11 protein-coding genes are annotated in these 15,196 nt (G+C 71.9%); 2 read left to right on the top strand and 9 right to left on the bottom strand.

Annotated elements, in window-relative coordinates; translation table 11 throughout:
* Positions 1 to 21 precede the first annotated feature (21 nt).
* Both ABZ865_RS14140 and ABZ865_RS14135 read left to right on the top strand, forming a co-directional pair.
* Positions 22 to 1,566 carry an alpha/beta hydrolase gene (locus tag ABZ865_RS14140; protein WP_361228900.1) on the top strand — a complete coding sequence of 515 codons (1,545 nt, stop codon included), beginning with the start codon at positions 22 to 24 and terminating at the stop codon, positions 1,564 to 1,566.
* A gap of 884 nt (positions 1,567 to 2,450) precedes the next feature.
* Positions 2,451 to 2,624 (top strand): hypothetical protein, encoded by a 174-nt coding sequence (locus ABZ865_RS14135; RefSeq protein WP_361228897.1) that lies wholly within the window; start codon positions 2,451 to 2,453, stop codon positions 2,622 to 2,624.
* A 78-nt stretch (positions 2,625 to 2,702) separates the two neighbouring features.
* Here ABZ865_RS14135 and moeZ read toward each other — a convergent pair whose 3' ends face one another.
* The 9 genes from moeZ to ABZ865_RS14090 form a co-directional block, all read right to left on the bottom strand.
* Positions 2,703 to 3,881: an adenylyltransferase/sulfurtransferase MoeZ gene (moeZ, locus tag ABZ865_RS14130; RefSeq protein WP_361228894.1), complete on the bottom strand. Its 1,179-nt coding sequence runs from the start codon at positions 3,879 to 3,881 to the stop codon at positions 2,703 to 2,705.
* Positions 3,882 to 3,944: 63 nt separating this feature from the next.
* Positions 3,945 to 4,694, bottom strand: a complete 750-nt coding sequence (locus ABZ865_RS14125; protein WP_361228891.1) for a spherulation-specific family 4 protein — start codon at positions 4,692 to 4,694, stop codon at positions 3,945 to 3,947.
* Positions 4,682 to 5,641, bottom strand: a complete 960-nt coding sequence (locus ABZ865_RS14120) for an NAD-dependent epimerase/dehydratase (RefSeq protein WP_361228888.1) — start codon at positions 5,639 to 5,641, stop codon at positions 4,682 to 4,684. Before ABZ865_RS14120 ends, ABZ865_RS14125 begins: the two co-directional genes overlap by 13 nt.
* 388 nt (positions 5,642 to 6,029) lie before the next feature.
* On the bottom strand, positions 6,030 to 7,187 hold the full coding sequence (locus ABZ865_RS14115; RefSeq protein ID WP_361229711.1) for a hypothetical protein: 1,158 nt from the start codon (positions 7,185 to 7,187) through the stop codon (positions 6,030 to 6,032).
* 509 nt (positions 7,188 to 7,696) lie between these two features.
* Complete coding sequence (locus ABZ865_RS14110; protein ID WP_361228885.1) at positions 7,697 to 9,436, bottom strand: DUF3492 domain-containing protein; 1,740 nt, start codon at positions 9,434 to 9,436, stop codon at positions 7,697 to 7,699.
* A gap of 227 nt (positions 9,437 to 9,663) precedes the next feature.
* Positions 9,664 to 11,334 (bottom strand): ABC transporter ATP-binding protein, encoded by a 1,671-nt coding sequence (locus tag ABZ865_RS14105; RefSeq protein ID WP_361228882.1) that lies wholly within the window; start codon positions 11,332 to 11,334, stop codon positions 9,664 to 9,666.
* Positions 11,331 to 12,329, bottom strand: coding sequence for an ABC transporter permease (locus ABZ865_RS14100; RefSeq protein ID WP_361228879.1), 999 nt, complete (start codon positions 12,327 to 12,329; stop codon positions 11,331 to 11,333). Before ABZ865_RS14100 ends, ABZ865_RS14105 begins: the two co-directional genes overlap by 4 nt.
* Positions 12,326 to 13,405 (bottom strand): ABC transporter permease, encoded by a 1,080-nt coding sequence (locus ABZ865_RS14095; RefSeq protein WP_361228876.1) that lies wholly within the window; start codon positions 13,403 to 13,405, stop codon positions 12,326 to 12,328. The genes ABZ865_RS14100 and ABZ865_RS14095 overlap by 4 nt, the downstream gene beginning before the upstream one ends.
* Before the next feature lie 3 nt (positions 13,406 to 13,408).
* Positions 13,409 to 15,127: an ABC transporter substrate-binding protein gene (locus ABZ865_RS14090; protein ID WP_361228873.1), complete on the bottom strand. Its 1,719-nt coding sequence runs from the start codon at positions 15,125 to 15,127 to the stop codon at positions 13,409 to 13,411.
* Between the last annotated feature and the right edge of the window lie 69 nt (positions 15,128 to 15,196).

Raw genomic sequence — 15,196 nt, 5'->3', positions numbered from 1 at the left:
GCGCGCCCGCAGGATGGGGGTATGGCGAACCCTTCCCGGCTGCGTGCCGCCGCCCTGACCACCAGCGCCGCGCTGCTGGCCGCACTGCTGGCCGGATGCAGCAGTGGTTCCACGGACGGGGACCTGACGGCGCAGAAGCTGGACTGGAAGGACTGCCCGGCGCCGTCCGAGGCCGAGGGCGGCGGCACCGCCCCGTCCCCGCTGCCGAACGGCACCAAGTGGCAGTGCGCCACCATGAAGGCGCCGCTGGACTGGGGCAAGCCCAAGGGCGACACGATCGGCATCGCCCTGATCCGCGCCAAGGCCAGCGGGCCCGCGAGCAGGCGGATCGGCTCGCTCGTGTTCAACTTCGGTGGCCCCGGCGGCAGCGGCGTCACCACGCTGCCGGCGTTCGGCGATGACTACACGGCCCTGCGCACCCGCTACGACCTGGTGAGCTTCGACCCGCGCGGTGTCGGCCGCAGCGCACCGGTGGAGTGCGAGAACGACGCCCAGCTCGACGAGTTCTTCCAGCAGGACGCGACCCCCGACGACAGCGCCGAGCAGACCCAGCTGCTGGACCGCACCAAGCAGTTCAACAACGCCTGCGAGAAGAACTCCAAGAAGGTCCTGCCGCATGTGCGCACGACCGACGCGGCCCGCGACATGGACCTGATGCGCCAGGTCCTCGGCGACGACAAGCTGTACTACTTCGGCATCTCCTACGGCACCGAACTCGGCGGCGTCTACGCCCACTTGTTCCCGAAGCACGTCGGCCGGGCCGTGTTCGACGCGGTCGTCGACCCCACCCAGAACCCCGAGCAGAGCGCCCTCGGCCAGGCCAAAGGCTTCCAGCTCGCGCTCGACAACTTCGCCGAGGACTGCACCTCCAAGACCACCGAGTGCCCGATCGGGGACACCCCGCAGGACGTGAAGGACCGTATCGCCACCCTGCTGAAGGACCTGGAGAAGAAGCCGATCCCCGGCATCTTCCCGCGCCGGCTGACCCAGACCGCGGCGACCAACGGCATCGCGCAGGCCCTGTACTCCAAGGACTTCTGGGAGTACCTCACCGAGGGCCTTGAGCAGGCGTACGACAACGACGGCAAGATCCTGATGCTGCTCTCCGACTCGATGAACGGCCGCAGCGAGAACGGCGAGTACAGCAACATCACCGCGGCCAACATCGCCATCAACTGCTCCGACGAGAAGCCCCGGTACACCACGGACTTCGTCCAGCAGAGGGTTCCCGAGTTCCGCGCCGCCTCCCCGCTGTTCGGGGACTACCTCGCCTGGGGCATGGTCAGCTGCACCGACTGGGCCGTACCAGGCGCCGCCGACCACCCCGACGTCAGCGCACCGGGATCGGCACCCATCCTCGTCGTCGGCAACACCGGCGACCCCGCCACCCCGTACGCGGGCGCCCGCAGAATGGTGGACGCCCTCGGCAAGGGCGTCGGCGTCGAGCTGACGTACAAGGGCCAGGGGCACGGCGCGTACGACAGCAAGAACAAGTGCGTACAGGCCGTGGTCAACACCTACCTGCTGGACGGAAGGGTACCGAAGGCGGGCACGGTCTGCTCCTGACCGATCACAGCCTTGGCTCCGCTGTACCGTCTCGCTAGACGATCACAGAGGGAACAGATTGCCGAGCGATCTCCAGTTCAGTTGGGATCTGACCGGGGCCGGTTGGGCCACGTGCCTCATCGCGGACGGAGCGGCCGAGCAAACAGACCACGTCAGCTACTGCACGAATGCTCTCGCTGATCAGCATGAGGTGTCGTTCCCATAGAAGGCCCTGCCCCTCACGTGCCCAGCCCAGGTCGGCGACTCCACAGGCCAGGCGCCATCTGCATACGCGATCTTCCAAACCAGCGCTGTTGCCGGTGCACGCCTCGCTGCCTGTAGGCTCGCCAACCCGCCGCTGGTGAAGATGGGGAGCGTCATGGAGCTATCGCCGTTGATGCTGAACCGTCTCGCGAACAGCGCCCTCGGGGCAGCCCCGGCAGCTGGGGCCATTGCATATGTGGTGCAGGCCGGCGATCCCCTTCCGCGACTCGCCGCCTGCCTTGTCGCGATCGGGTTCGCGGTGATCGCCATCAGGGGGTACCGGCTCGGCGTGAGGTGCGAGCACGCGACATTGGTGATCCGTGGATATCTGCGCACGCGGGTGATCGCCCGAGAAAGCATCACAGGGATCACGGACTTTCCGGCGGTCAGATGGACGACTCACAGGGGGCGCAAGCGATGGACCCCCATCACGGCGTTCATGACGAGCTCGGACGAAATCTCGGCAACCCGGCGTCACAAGGAGCGAGCCCTCGGGAAGCTACGGCGGTGGGCGAGACCGTAGCTGGGACGAAGGGGTCGGTGCCGGCCACCGTGCGCACCGATGGAGCGAGCGACCGTGGTGCAACGGGTAGTCTCACCAGGGCCGTTCAGAGCGCAGTGGCTGACTTGGGGGACGCTCGGTGGACGAAGACGAGATCAGGCGCGCGGTGGCACGAGGGATGCAGGACTACGAGAGGTCCCGTCCGAAGCCGAAGGGGATTGTCGCGGAGGCGGAGAGCGCCGTAGGCGGCTGCGTAGCGATGTTCTTCGTGGCCCTGTTGGTGCTGGGCATCGCTGCCGCCTGCAGCAGGTGACAACGACAGAAGCCCACGGCATCCGACCAGGTCGGAGCCGTGGGCTTTGTCAGTGCCGCTGGTCAGCGAGAGCGGTGATCAGTAGACCGGCTTGTGCGGTTCGATCTGGTTGACCCAGCCGATGACGCCGCCGCCGACGTGGACGGCGTCCGCGAAGCCGGCGGACTTCAGGACGGCGAGGACTTCCGCACTGCGGACACCCGTCTTGCAATGCAGGACGATCTTCTTGTCCTGGGGGAGCGTCTCGAGGGCGGCGCCCAGGAGGAACTCGTTCTTGGGGATCAGCTTGGCGCCGGGGATGGAGACGATCTCGTACTCGTTCTGCTCGCGGACGTCGATGATCTCGATGTTCTCGCCGTCGTCGATCCACTCCTTGAGCTGCTTGGGAGTGATCGTCGAACCGAGCGCCGCCTCCTGGGCCTCCTCGGAGACGACGCCGCAGAAGGCCTCGTAGTCGATGAGCTCGGTGACGGTCGGGTTCTCGCCGCAGACCGCGCAGTTGGGGTCCTTGCGGACCTTGACCTGGCGGTACTGCATCTCCAGGGCGTCGTAGATCATCAGGCGGCCGACCAGCGGCTCGCCGATGCCCGCCAGGAGCTTGATGGCCTCGTTGACCTGGATGGAGCCGATGGACGCGCACAGGACGCCCAGGACGCCGCCCTCGGCGCAGGAGGGGACCATGCCCGGGGGCGGGGGCTCCGGGTAGAGGCAGCGGTAGCAGGGGCCGTGCTCGGACCAGAAGACGGAGGCCTGGCCGTCGAAGCGGTAGATGGAGCCCCACACGTACGGCTTGTTCAGCAGCACGCAGGCGTCGTTGACCAGGTAGCGGGTCGCGAAGTTGTCGGTGCCGTCGACGATCAGGTCGTACTGGCTGAAGATGTCCATCACGTTGTCGGCTTCGAGCCGCTCCTCGTGAAGGACCACGTTGACGTACGGGTTGATGCCCTTGACGCTGTCACGCGCGGACTCGGCCTTGGAGCGGCCGATGTCGGACTGGCTGTGGATGATCTGGCGCTGCAGGTTCGACTCGTCCACCTCGTCGAACTCCACGATGCCGAGCGTGCCCACGCCCGCGGCGGCCAGGTACATCAGCGCCGGGGAGCCCAGGCCGCCGGCGCCCACACAGAGCACCTTGGCGTTCTTCAGCCGCTTCTGCCCGTCCATCCCCACATCGGGGATGATCAGGTGGCGGGAGTACCTGCGGACCTCGTCTACGGTGAGCTCAGAAGCTGGCTCGACCAGGGGTGGCAGCGACACGGGGACTCCGTTGGTCGGTCGATCACTACGGTTGTTCTCCTCGTAACACTGCCACGGCCTTCTTCATTCCGAGACACCCGTTCCGACTCGCGAGACGATTTCGTCCCAGTAGCCGGGCATGGTCTCCCAGGGGTCCGCGCGCCCGCCGCGGTCGGTCCGGTCGGTGAAGTAGATCGTGGCCGCGCCCTGCCAGCGGGCGATGCGCAGCGCCTCCTCCAGGTGGCCGAGGGGCACGCCGTGCACGAAGTGGCAGAAACGGTCGGGCGGATAGTCCGCGGTCCACTCGGCGACCTGCGACCAGCGGTAGTCGGACCAGGAGCCGCTGAAGGTCACCAGCTGGTCGGCGTTCTCCGCGTACCCGGGGTGCGGGTGGGTGCCGTGGCCGAGGACGACGTGAGCGGAGTCACTGATCGCCCGCAGGGAGGTGACCGCACGGCGGACCTCGGGCAGGGCGGTCCGCTCGGTGGGACAGCGGTCCAGCAGGAAGCCGTCGGCCCGGTACCAGTCGAGGTAGCGGTGCGCGTCGGCGAGCACGTCGGCGAAGGCCCGGGCGCCATAGGCGAGGTCCACGTGGCCGAGGACACGCACGCCCCGGTTGCGCAGCCGCCCGGTGGCCTCCAGACAGTGCGGGTCGGGGCGGGTGCCGGGCCCGGCGGAGACGTTCAGGACGACCCAGTCCAGCGGGGTGCCGGGGCGGGCGAGTTCGGCCCACTGGGCCGGGGCGACCAGGGGGTGGGCGTAGCCGGGAACACCGAGGGCGGTACGGATCCCGGTGCTCGTGCCGCCCGCTGCGGTGCTGGTCAGATGCGGCATGCCGCCTCCATCCAGATGTCTGCGAGGGATTCTTCGAGGTTGATGCGGGGCCGCCAGCCGAGCCGGTCCCGCGCGGTACGCACGTCTGCCTGCTGCCAGCTGCCGCAGCCGTCCGGGTACGGGTACGCCACCGGCGCCGCGTGCTCGGCGTCCATGCGGGGGCCGGCGAGGGCGCCGCGCAACGGTCCCGGAGGGGTGTCGAGTTCGTGCAGGGCGCCGCCGTATCCGGCGACCCGGGCGAGGACGGCGGCGGCGTCGCGCAGGCGTACGGCGCGGCCGGAGCCGATGTTGATGACGCCCTGCGCGGCGGACAGCGAGGCGGCGTGCACCGCCCGGGCGACGTCGCGGACGTCGACGAAGTCGCGCTGGACGCCGAGGCCCCCGAGCTTGAGTTCCCCGTCGCCGGACTGCATGGCGCGGCGCATGGCCTCGGCGAGCCGGCCGAGCGGGGAGCCGGCCGGGGTGCCGGGTCCGGCGGGCGAGAAGACGCGCAGTACGACGGCGTCGAGGCCGGAGCCGAGGACCAGTTCGGTCGCGGCGAGCTTGCTGACGCCGTACGGGCCGCCGGGGCGCGGTACGGCGTCCTCGGCCGTGGAGGAGCCGGCCTGGCTGGGGCCGTACTCGGAGCCGCAGCCGATCTGCACCAGGCGGGCACCGCAGCCGCTGCGGCGCAGGGCTTCGCAGACGGTCGCCACGGCGACGGTGTTGTGCCGGGTGAGTTCGCGGGCGCCGCCCCGGGTGGCGCCGGCGCAGTTGACGACGACTCCGGGGTGGACCGCGTCCAGGAAGCGGGTGAGCGCTCCGGGGCTGCCGGTGGCGAGGTCGAAGCGGACGTCGGCGTCGTCGCCGCGGCCGAGCGCGGTGAGCTGGACGGCCGGGTCGGCGAGCAGACGGTCGGCGACGAAGCGGCCGATGTATCCGTTGGCTCCGATCAGCAGGACCCTCATCGGGCGGCTCCCGTCGTGTGCGCGCCGGCGGAACCGGCCGTGGCAGAGGCTCCGGTCGTCCCGGATGTGCGGGCCGTAGCGAAGGCTCCGGCTGTCCCGGATGCGTGGGCCCTGGCGAGGGCTCCGGTTGTCCCGGACGCTCTGGCGGTACCGGTGGCTCCGGACGCTCCGGGTCGGGAGGTGGTCATCTGGTCTTCTCCTTCAAAGGGGTGGTGCGGTTGCCTCCGGCGGTGGGCCGGGTGCCGACGGCCGCCTGGTGTTGTCACGCGTGCGCGGCGGAGGGCAGCGGGCTCGGCTGTCCGGCATGTGGGGCGGACGGCAGCGGGCTCGGGTGTCCCGCATGCGCGGCGGACGGCAGCGGGCTCGGGTGGGGCCGGTGGCGGAAGGTTCACTCGGGTGCTCCCGTGGGCGCGTGGGCCGAGGCCTGGGTGAGGGTGCGCAGGGCGTGGACCAGCAGGGTCAGGGCGGCGGTGCCGCAGGCCAGGGCCGGAACGGCGGCCGCCCCCCAGCTGTCCACCAGCGCCTGGACGGGGCTCGCCAGGAAGGCGCAGCCGGGCAGCCGTCCGGCCAGGAGCAGCGCGGGGGCCGCCAGTTCGACGGCGGCCGCCGCGCCGAGCGCGAGGGCGGGGGCGTGGCGGTGGCGGTGCACGGTGAGCAGGCGGGCGAGCAGCAGGAGGGCGCCGAGGGTGAGGCCCCCCGGGTAGCCCGCGTTCTCGTGCAGGGCGGCCGCGCAGAGGGCGAGCAGGGCGGTGAGGGCGCCGAGGAACAGGGCGAAGGTGCCGAGCAGCAACGGCCGGGCGGCGGCGCTGAAGTCCTCCAGGCCACGGCTTCCGGCGAGCCTGCGGCGGGCACCGACGCGGAGGAGGTGGGCGCACCAGGCGGCCGGGGCGCAGGCCAGGGTGAGGGCCAGGACGGGTGCGGTGGTCACCGGCCAGGGGCCGTCCGGGGCGCCGCTCGGCAGGGCGTCGGGGCCGGCCGTCACGATGGCGCCCACCAGTCCGTCGCCGAGGAGGGCGTACCCGAGCAGCCAGAGGGTCCACGCGCGCGTGCCGGGTTCCGTCGCCCAGGGGGCTGTGCCGGACCGGCCGGCGAGGGGGCCCCGGCGCAGGGCCGCGCGGACGGCCAGGGCGACGGCGGTCAGGCCGCCCAGCGCCACCAGCAGCCGGGCCTGGCCGTGGGTGACGCGCAGCCCCGTCACCGTGGCCGTGCCGAGCAGGCCGGGCAGGAGCGTGAGCAGAACCCAGTCGGCGCGGACGCGGGGTCCGGGTACGGGCTCGGTCTGGGGGCGCGGTTCGCCGTCGCGGGGCACGCGCGCGTACAGCTCCTCGGCGAGCGAGAAGACGTCGCGGTGGCGGAACCGGGCGGCGGTCCGGTCGGTGACCCCGTGCGCCTCCAGCCCGGCCGCGATCTCCAGCGGGTCCACGGCCCGCTCGCACAGCTCACGGTGCCGGTGCAGCAGGGCTTTCACGGGGTCGACGGCGCCTCGTCGGGAGGCGGTTCTACGACGGCTGCCGCCCTCGGGGTCCGCTTCCGGCTGCCCCGACATCGAGAGCGGGGAGGGGCGGGCCGCGTCGGCGGAAGTGGCTGCGGGCTCCGTGGGCGAGGGGGAATCCGTGCTGTGCGGAGCGGAACCGACAGTTGGCGGGGAGGGATCGGTGCCGGGCGTGGCGGAACCGAGGGTTGGCGGGGAGGGGTTGGTGCTCGACGAGGTGGAGACCGCTGCGGGCGTGAGCGCCTCGGCGGTCACCTCGGCGGTCACCTCACCCGCCGGCCACTCCCCTGACCGCTCGTCCCACGCCTCCGCGCCGCTCGGCGTCCCCGGGCGGTCCCGCTCGCTCGACTCGCCTACGACGCCCTCGGCCCGCTCGCTCACGATGCCCCCCGCCACCTCGTGCACGCTGTCCCCCTCGCTGCGGACGTCACCGGCGTCCCCGGCCGCGAAGGAACCGTTCTTCGCCGGGTGCTCACCGGAGCCGCTCATCGCGCCCCCACCGGAACCACCCACCGGTCCCGCACCCGAACCACCCACGGCGCTCCCGTTCACGGCATCCCCGCTCACAGCGCCCCCTCCGAAGCCGGCACGGGGGTCGCGCGGACCGGGTGGCCCGCGGCCCAGCCGGGGGCGCCCCGGGTCAGGACGCGGGCCGTGGGGCCGGTCCAGCGGCCGGGGACGTGGGCCTCGGCGGGGGTGGCGAACGGCAGCGGCTCGCCCGCCTCGTCGAGGACGACCCGGCGCACCGGACAGTGCGAGACGATCTCCAGGTAAATGCTGTGAAATGCCTCGATGTTCTGCTCGACGGTGAACAGTTCGAGCGCGCGGGCGCGCGCGGCGGCCCCGAGGCGCTCACGGCGCTCGGGATCGCGCAGCAGCGCCACGCACGCTTCCGCGAGCGCCCGCGGATTGCGCGGCGGCACGACGAGGCCCGTGCCGCCGATGACCTCGACCACCGCACCGACGTCCGTGGAGACGGTCGCGCGGCCGCAGAACATGGCCTCGGCCAGGCTGACCGGGAAGCCCTCGACGACGCTGGAGAGGACGACGACGGCGCCGGCGGCGTACGCGTCGGGGAGCGTCGGGGCCTCGGGTCCGCCGATCTCCTCGAAGGAGACGGGGTTGGAGCCGACGGCGTGCACACCCTCCGCCTCGTCCGGGAAGAGCTGGGCGGCGAGCGCCCGGCAGTGCCCCAGATACGCCTCGCCCTCCGCGCCCACGGGCGCGCCGACGATGCGCAGCCGGGCCTTGGACTCCTCCTTGCGCACCTCGGCGAACGCGTGCAGCAGCGACACCAGGTCCTTGGCGGGCTCGACGCGTCCGACCCAGACGAGCGTGTCCGGGTCGGCGCGGTCCGGGGACTCGCCGACCTCGGTGAAGCGGGAGGCGTCCATGCCCGGGTGGACGGTGCGGATCCGGGCGCGGGCGGCGCCGCAGCGTTCCTGCCAGCGGCGGGCGTGCGCGTTGCCCGGGGTGAGGACCTCGGCCCGGCGGTAGATCTCGGCGGCCAGCCGGCCGTGGAAGGCGGCGAGCAGCGCGCGTACGGCGGGGGCGGCCGCGTCGGGGCCGAGGGCCAGGTAGTGCGAGCGCAGTTGCACGCTGTACTCGGTGACCAGCAGGGGCACGCCGGAGAAGTGCCGGGCGAGCAGTCCGGGCAGGGCGGCCGGGCCGCCGGCGGTGGCGTGGCAGAGGTCGGCCGCGCCGAGGCCTTCGTCGCCGTACCAGTCGAGCGAGAGGGGGCGCAGGGCGCGTTCGAGGTGGGCGGTGACGGTCAGCAGATCGGGTACGCGCGCCTCGCGCGCCGTGCGCAGCGCGCCCGGGGCACGGCAGGCGCGCTCCAGGGCGCGTACGGCGGCGTCCGAGCGGAGGGCGCCGACCAATCCGCCCTCGTCGCGGGCGAGTTCGGCGAGGCCGTACAGCGCGTTGCCGAAACGGTCCGCCAGAGCGGTGACCGAGGCGGGGGACGCGTCATGAGACGTGGCGCCGGACGCGGCATCGGGCCCGGCACCCGTCCCCGCACACACCGCCGCGAGCAGTTCCCCGTAGCACTCGGCGAAGCGCCGGCGCGTGCGCCGTCCGTGCGCGACCCCGTCGTCCTCGGCCGTCCACAGCGGAGCCGTCCGTACGCGGCTGACCTGCGGCGGCAGCGGAACCCAGCCGCCGTCCTCCTGCTGCCGGCTACGGCTGAGCGCGTAGACGTCGAACTCGTGCTGCCCGAGCCCGCGCACGAGCCGGTCGCACCAGAGTCCGGCGTCACCGCTGACGTACGGATAGCCACCCTCCGTAAGCAGTCCGATGCGCACGTGGCACCCCCGATCTCCCGTGAGTGGGAGCCGCCGTCCCATCCCGACGGCTCGCAGCGGGACGAACGTATGCGGACAAGGCGGTGGCGCGACGGACGGTTGTCCGTCGCGCCACCAAAAGGGGTGAACGGTCGTAACTTTCGCGTGCGGGTCGCGTTTCGTCGCGCTAGCAGATCACACAGTGATCACGCACGCACGAAACGTTACGGCATGACACCGCGGCGGCATCACACCGCGGCGGGTTCGCGCCGCGCCGCGCGCCGTTGGGCCGCCAGTTGCGGATCCAGGGCCGGTACGGCGGCCAGGAGCTGCTTGGTGTACGGATCGCGCGGGGCGTCGTACACCTCGTCGGCGGGCCCGGACTCGACGACCTGTCCGCGACGCATGACCGCGACCCGGTCGCTGACCTGGCGGACCACGGCGAGGTCGTGCGCGACGAACACGAGCGCGAGGCCGAGTTCCCGCTGCAACTCGCCCAGCAGGGCGACCACTTGGGCCTGTGTCGTGACGTCGAGCGCGGAGACCGGCTCGTCGCAGACGATGACGCGCGGGTCGGCGGCGAGGGCTCGCGCGATGCCCACGCGCTGGCGCTGTCCGCCGCTGAACTCGTGCGGGTAGCGGTCGTAGTGCGCCGCTTCGAGGCCCACGCGCTCCAGCAGTTCCGTCACGCGCCCCCGGATGCGCCGCTCGTCGCGTTCCCCGCGCGCGCGAAGCGGGTCGGCGATGGACTCGCCCACGCTGCGGCGGGGATTGAGGGAGGAGACGGGGTCCTGGAAGACCATCTGGACGGCCGGGTTCACGCCGGTGTGCGGGCGCCCCGCGTAGCGGATCGCGCCGGCGGTCGGCTCCAGCAGTCCGACGAGCATGCGGCCCAGGGTCGTCTTGCCGCTGCCGCTCTCCCCCACGATCCCCAGGGTCTCGCCCCGGCGGACGGTCAGCGAGATGCCGTCCACGGCCGTGAAGGCCCGCTTGCCGCGCCCGAACACGCGCCGCAGCCCGGTGGCCTCCAGGACGACCTCACCGGACGTCGTCTCGCTGGATGTCTCACCGGACGTATCTCCTGACGTCTTGCCGGACGTCTCACCGAACGTCGTACCGGACTTCTCGGCAGGCGCGGGGCGCGGTGCGTCCACGCGCGGCACCGCGCCGAGGAGTTCGCGGGTGTACGCCTGTGCCGGCGCGCCCAGGACACCGCCCACGGGGCCGTGTTCGACGGCCCGGCCGTGCCGCATGACCAGCACGTCGTCGACGCTCTCGGCCGCGACACCGACGTCGTGGGTGACGAGCAGCAGGCCCATGCCGGTCTCCTCGCGCAGCGCGTGCAGCAGGTCGAGGATCTGGGCCTGCACGGTCACGTCGAGGGCGGTGGTGGGCTCGTCGGCGATCAGCAGTTCCGGCTCGCAGGCCAGGGCCATGGCGATGAGCGCGCGCTGGCGCATGCCGCCGCTGAACTCGTGCGGGCGGGAACGGGACCGCCGTACCGCGTCCGGAATTCCAACCCGCTCCAGGACGTCCACGGCACGCGCGCGTGCCGCTCGCCGCGACGCGCGCGTGTGGACGCGGTACACCTCGGCGATCTGGTCGCCGATCGCGTAGTACGGGTCGAGCGAGGACAGCGGGTCCTGGAAGACCATGGCCGCCTTGGCCCCGCGCAGCCGCCGCAGCTCCTCGTCCGAGGCCTGCCGCACGTCCGTGCCGGCGACCCGGACGGAGCCACCGACCCGCGCTCCGGTGCCCCGGTGCAGGCCCAGCAGGGCGCCCGCGACGGTGGACTTGCCGGAGCCGGACTCGCCGACGAGGGCGAGCGCGGCCCCCTTCTCCAGCCGGAAGGAGAGGCCGTCGACAGCGCGCAGGGAGCCGAACTCGACGCTGAGATCCTTGACTTCGACCAGGCTCATGCGAGTACCACCCGTCGGTCGGCCACCGCGTACAGGACGTCCGCGACGGCGTTGGCGATGACCACGAAGAAGCCGACGACCAGGACCATGCCGACGACCACCGGCAGGTCGACGACCTTCACCGCGTGCACCAGCTCCTGACCGATGCCCGGCAGGCCGAACAGGGTCTCGGTGAGGACCGCGCCGCCGATGGCCGAGCCGACGTTGTTGGCGTTCAGCGCGATGACGGGCGCGAGCGCGCCGCGCAGGGCGTGCCGTCCGACGATCGCGCGCTCGGACAGGCCGTACGCCCGGAAGGTGCGGATGTGGTCCTCGGCGAGGGTCTCCAGCACGGCCGTCCGGGTGAGCCGGGCGAACGCGGCGGCCTCGATGAGGGCGAGCGACAGCCAGGGCAGCAGCAGGTTCCACGCCCACTGTTCGGGGTCGTCGGCGAGGTTCACGTACTCCGGGAAGGGCAGCAGCTGGAGTTCGCCGCAGACGACGATCATCAGGATCAGGCCCAGCACGAAGACGGGCGTGGCCCATCCGGCGAGGGTGAGGACGGTGAGCACGCGCTCGGTCAGGCGGCCGCGCCGCCACGCGGACAGCACGCCGGTGCCGACGCCGAGGACGAGCCACAGCACCATCGCGCCGGCGACGAGCGAGAGGCTGACCGGCAGCTTGGTCAGGATGATGTCCAGCACCTGCTGGTCGCTCTGGTACGACAGCCCGAGGCACGGTGCCGGGCAGTGCGCCACCGCGGTGCCCGTCGAGTAGTCCTGGCCGGCGAGGAGGCCCTCCAGGAAGTGCCAGTAACGCAGGTAGAGCGGGTCGCCGAGCTTGAGCTGCGCGGCGACCTGGTGCACCTGTTCCGGGGAGCAGCGCGGGCCGCAGGTGATCTGGGCGACGTCGCCCGGGGTGGCGTAGAAGACGACGTAGACGAGCACCGAGATGGCGAGCAGCGTGACCGCCGCGCCGAGGGCGCGGCGCAGCAGGAATCCGCCGAAGCCGCTCATGAGGTCTCCTCCTTGCCGGCACCGGACTTCTCGGTGCCGGCCTCCCTGGTGCCGGCCTTCTCGCTGCCGGCCTTCCTGGTGCCGGCGCTGTCGGTCCGGTTCTCGCGGCCGGTGCCGACACGCAGGCGGGAGGCCGCGCGCGGGTCGAGGGCGGTGCGCACGCCGTCGCCGAGGACGGTGAGGGCGAGGACGGTGACGAACAGGGCGCCGGCCGGCAGCAGCAGGTATTGCGGTGCCGCCTGGTACCAGACGTCGGCGGCGGTGAGCATCTGTCCCCAGGAAGGGGTGGGCGGCTTCACGCCGACGCCGAGGAAGGACAGGCCCGCCTCGGCGGCGATGTTCGTGGGCACCAGCAGCGCGGCGTACGTGATGACGGGCGCGGCGAGGCCGGGCAGCAGCTCGCGCCGGGCGACCCGCCAGGAGCCCCAGCCGCTGAGCCGGGCGGCGGAGACGTGGTCGAGCCCCTTGAGGGCGAGGGTCTGCGCGCGCACGATCTTGGCGATGTTGCCCCAGGCGATGAGGCCGATGACGAGGGTGACCAGCACGGGCCGGGGGAAACTCGACGGGACGATCGCGAGCAACGCCAACGACATGATCATCAGGGGCAGGGCCACGATGATGTCCGTGACGCGGCTCAACAGTTGATCAACCCATCGGCTGCCGAGGGCGGAGGCCGCGCCGACCACGACACCGATGGCGACCTGGATGAGCGTGGCCGCCAGCGCCACCCCCAGGGAGACCCGCGCCCCGTACACCAGCCGCGCGAACAGGTCGCGGCCGGTCTGCGGTTCGACGCCGAGCCAGTGGTCGGCGCTGATGCCGCCGAGGGAGCCGATGGGCACGCCTCCGCGCGCGGAGTCGATCAGGGAGGGGTGGTACGTGGTCGGGTCCTGGCCCTCGACCGCGGTGAGCAGCGGGGCGGCCAGCGCCACCAGGACGAGCAGCGCGATGACGACGGCGGCGACCAGGGCGGCGCGCTGCGCCCGCAGCCGCCGCCAGAACGGACGGGCCCCCGAGGCCGCCGGGGCGGACGCGTCCGCCCCGGCGGCCTCGACGGCGACAAGTGCCTCGGACACGGGTTACTTCACCGCGACCTGGGAGATGTCCAGCACGCCGGTCCAGTCGCTGATGACGATGTTGCGGACGTCCTTGCCGTACAGGCGCTTGTAGACCGGGTGGAACAGCGGCACGACGAGGGCCTGTTCGCCGATCTTCTTGTCCAGTGCACCCCACCGCTTGGCGGCCTCGTCAAGGTCGGTCAACTTGTTGATCGCGTCAATCTCGTCATTGACCGACGTGTCGTTCAGCTGGCCCGTGTTGAAGTTCGCTCCATCCTTGACGATCTGCCGGCCGTCGAAGATCGGGGCGAGGAAGGGTCCGCCGGAGGGCCAGTCGGCACCCCAGTGGGCGAGGAAGAAGCCGGGCTCGGTCCTGACGTTGTGGATCTTGTCCGAGTAGTCGTTCTCCTCCAGCCCCTGCAGCTTGACCGTGATGCCGGCCTTCTTGAGCGCGTCCTGGAGGGCGGTGGCGATCTCCGGGCTGGTCTCGAAGTCCTTGCTGTTGGAGTGGGTGAGGGTGACGGTGAGCCCGTCCTTGTGGCCCGCCTCCTTCAGCAGCTCCCTGGCCTTGGCCGCGTTGCCGGCCTTGCCCGCCGGGAAGAGGTCGTACGGCGTGTAGCCGAAGGACTTCTGGTTGGGCAGGAAGGTGGTGGCGGGCTCGGCGAGCGCCGAACCGCCGGCCGCGTTGACGACGGAGGACCGGTCGACGGCGTACGCGATCGCCTGCCGCACCTTGGGGTCGTCGAACGGCTTCACCTTCGGGTTGAAGGCGATGTAGTTGGTGTAGCCGAAGTGGCCGGTGCCCACGCGCGCGGCCAGTTCGCTGTCGCCGGTGACCTTGGCGAGTTCGGCGGGGCCGAGGTTGGTGTCCGTGGTGACGGCGGCGGAGTCCGCGCCCTGGGACGCGGACAGCCGCTGGTTGATCACCGACGAGTCGAGCCCGGAGCGCACGTCGATGGTGTCCGGGTAGGCCTTGCGCTCGGCGTCCACGGCCGTGGACCAGTGCGGGTTGCGCTCCAGGACGAGGTGCTCACCGTCGTTCTCGTTCTTGACGACCTTGTAGGGGCCGGACGAGACCGGGTGCTCCTCGTACTTGGTGCCCGTGTCCTTGGCCTTCGGCACCGGCGTGAACTGCGTCTGGGTGGCGAGGTAGGGGAACTCGCCCTCGGGCTTGTTCAGGTGGAAGACGATGGTCCGCGCGTCCGGCGTCTCGATCGCCGTCAGGCCCTTCTTGTCCTTGTAGGGGCCCTGGTAGTCGGCCGCGCCGGCCAGCCAGTCCCGCAGGTAGGGGGCGCCGCCGGAGAGTTCGGGGGCAAAGGAGCGCTCGATGCCGTACTTGATGTCGGCCGACGTGATCGGTGTGCCGTCCTCGTACGTGAGGCCCTTCTTCAAGGTGTACGTCCACACGGTCGCGTCCTTGTTGGGGCGCCCGGTGTCGGTCGCGAGGTCCGGGACCACCTGGGCGCCGGCCGCGCCGTTCTCGCGGTTGCGCGTGGTGAGGGTGCGGAAGACCAGCGAGGGGACGTTTCCGCCGCCGGAGGTGTAGAGGCGCGCGGGGTCGAAGTCCTGCTGCGGGTTGGCGTTCAGGACCGTGAGCGTGCCGCCCTTGTGCGGCGCGGAGTCGCCACCGGAGCCCTTGGCATCGCCGTCCTTCGGGCCGCAGGCGGCGACGCCCGCTGCCACGACCAGGCTGACGGATGCCGCGGCCACGCGGCGCGCTGTGACGGACGTTTGACGCATGGGAATGACGACCTCTCGGGGAACTGATCGAGGATTTCTCGAAAAGTGAGACAGATGGACGAGGAGTGA

Origin of the sequence: Streptomyces sp. NPDC047085, from assembly GCF_040643735.1 — a bacterium.
Lineage (GTDB): Bacteria > Actinomycetota > Actinomycetes > Streptomycetales > Streptomycetaceae > Streptomyces.
The sequence above is the reverse complement of the archived record's forward strand: the minus strand, read 5'-3'. Positions and strand labels throughout refer to the sequence as shown.

Excerpts from the sequence above, each read along its gene's own strand:
- ABZ865_RS14140 (WP_361228900.1), top strand. The coding sequence starts at position 22 with ATGGCGAACCCTTCCCGGCTGCGTGCCGCCGCCCTGACCACCAGCGCC.
- ABZ865_RS14125 (WP_361228891.1), bottom strand. The coding sequence starts at position 4,694 with ATGCCGCATCTGACCAGCACCGCAGCGGGCGGCACGAGCACCGGGATC.
- ABZ865_RS14120 (WP_361228888.1), bottom strand. The coding sequence starts at position 5,641 with ATGAGGGTCCTGCTGATCGGAGCCAACGGATACATCGGCCGCTTCGTC.
- ABZ865_RS14115 (WP_361229711.1), bottom strand. The coding sequence starts at position 7,187 with ATGTCGGGGCAGCCGGAAGCGGACCCCGAGGGCGGCAGCCGTCGTAGA.
- ABZ865_RS14105 (WP_361228882.1), bottom strand. The coding sequence starts at position 11,334 with ATGAGCCTGGTCGAAGTCAAGGATCTCAGCGTCGAGTTCGGCTCCCTG.
- ABZ865_RS14100 (WP_361228879.1), bottom strand. The coding sequence starts at position 12,329 with ATGAGCGGCTTCGGCGGATTCCTGCTGCGCCGCGCCCTCGGCGCGGCG.
- ABZ865_RS14090 (WP_361228873.1), bottom strand. The coding sequence starts at position 15,127 with ATGCGTCAAACGTCCGTCACAGCGCGCCGCGTGGCCGCGGCATCCGTC.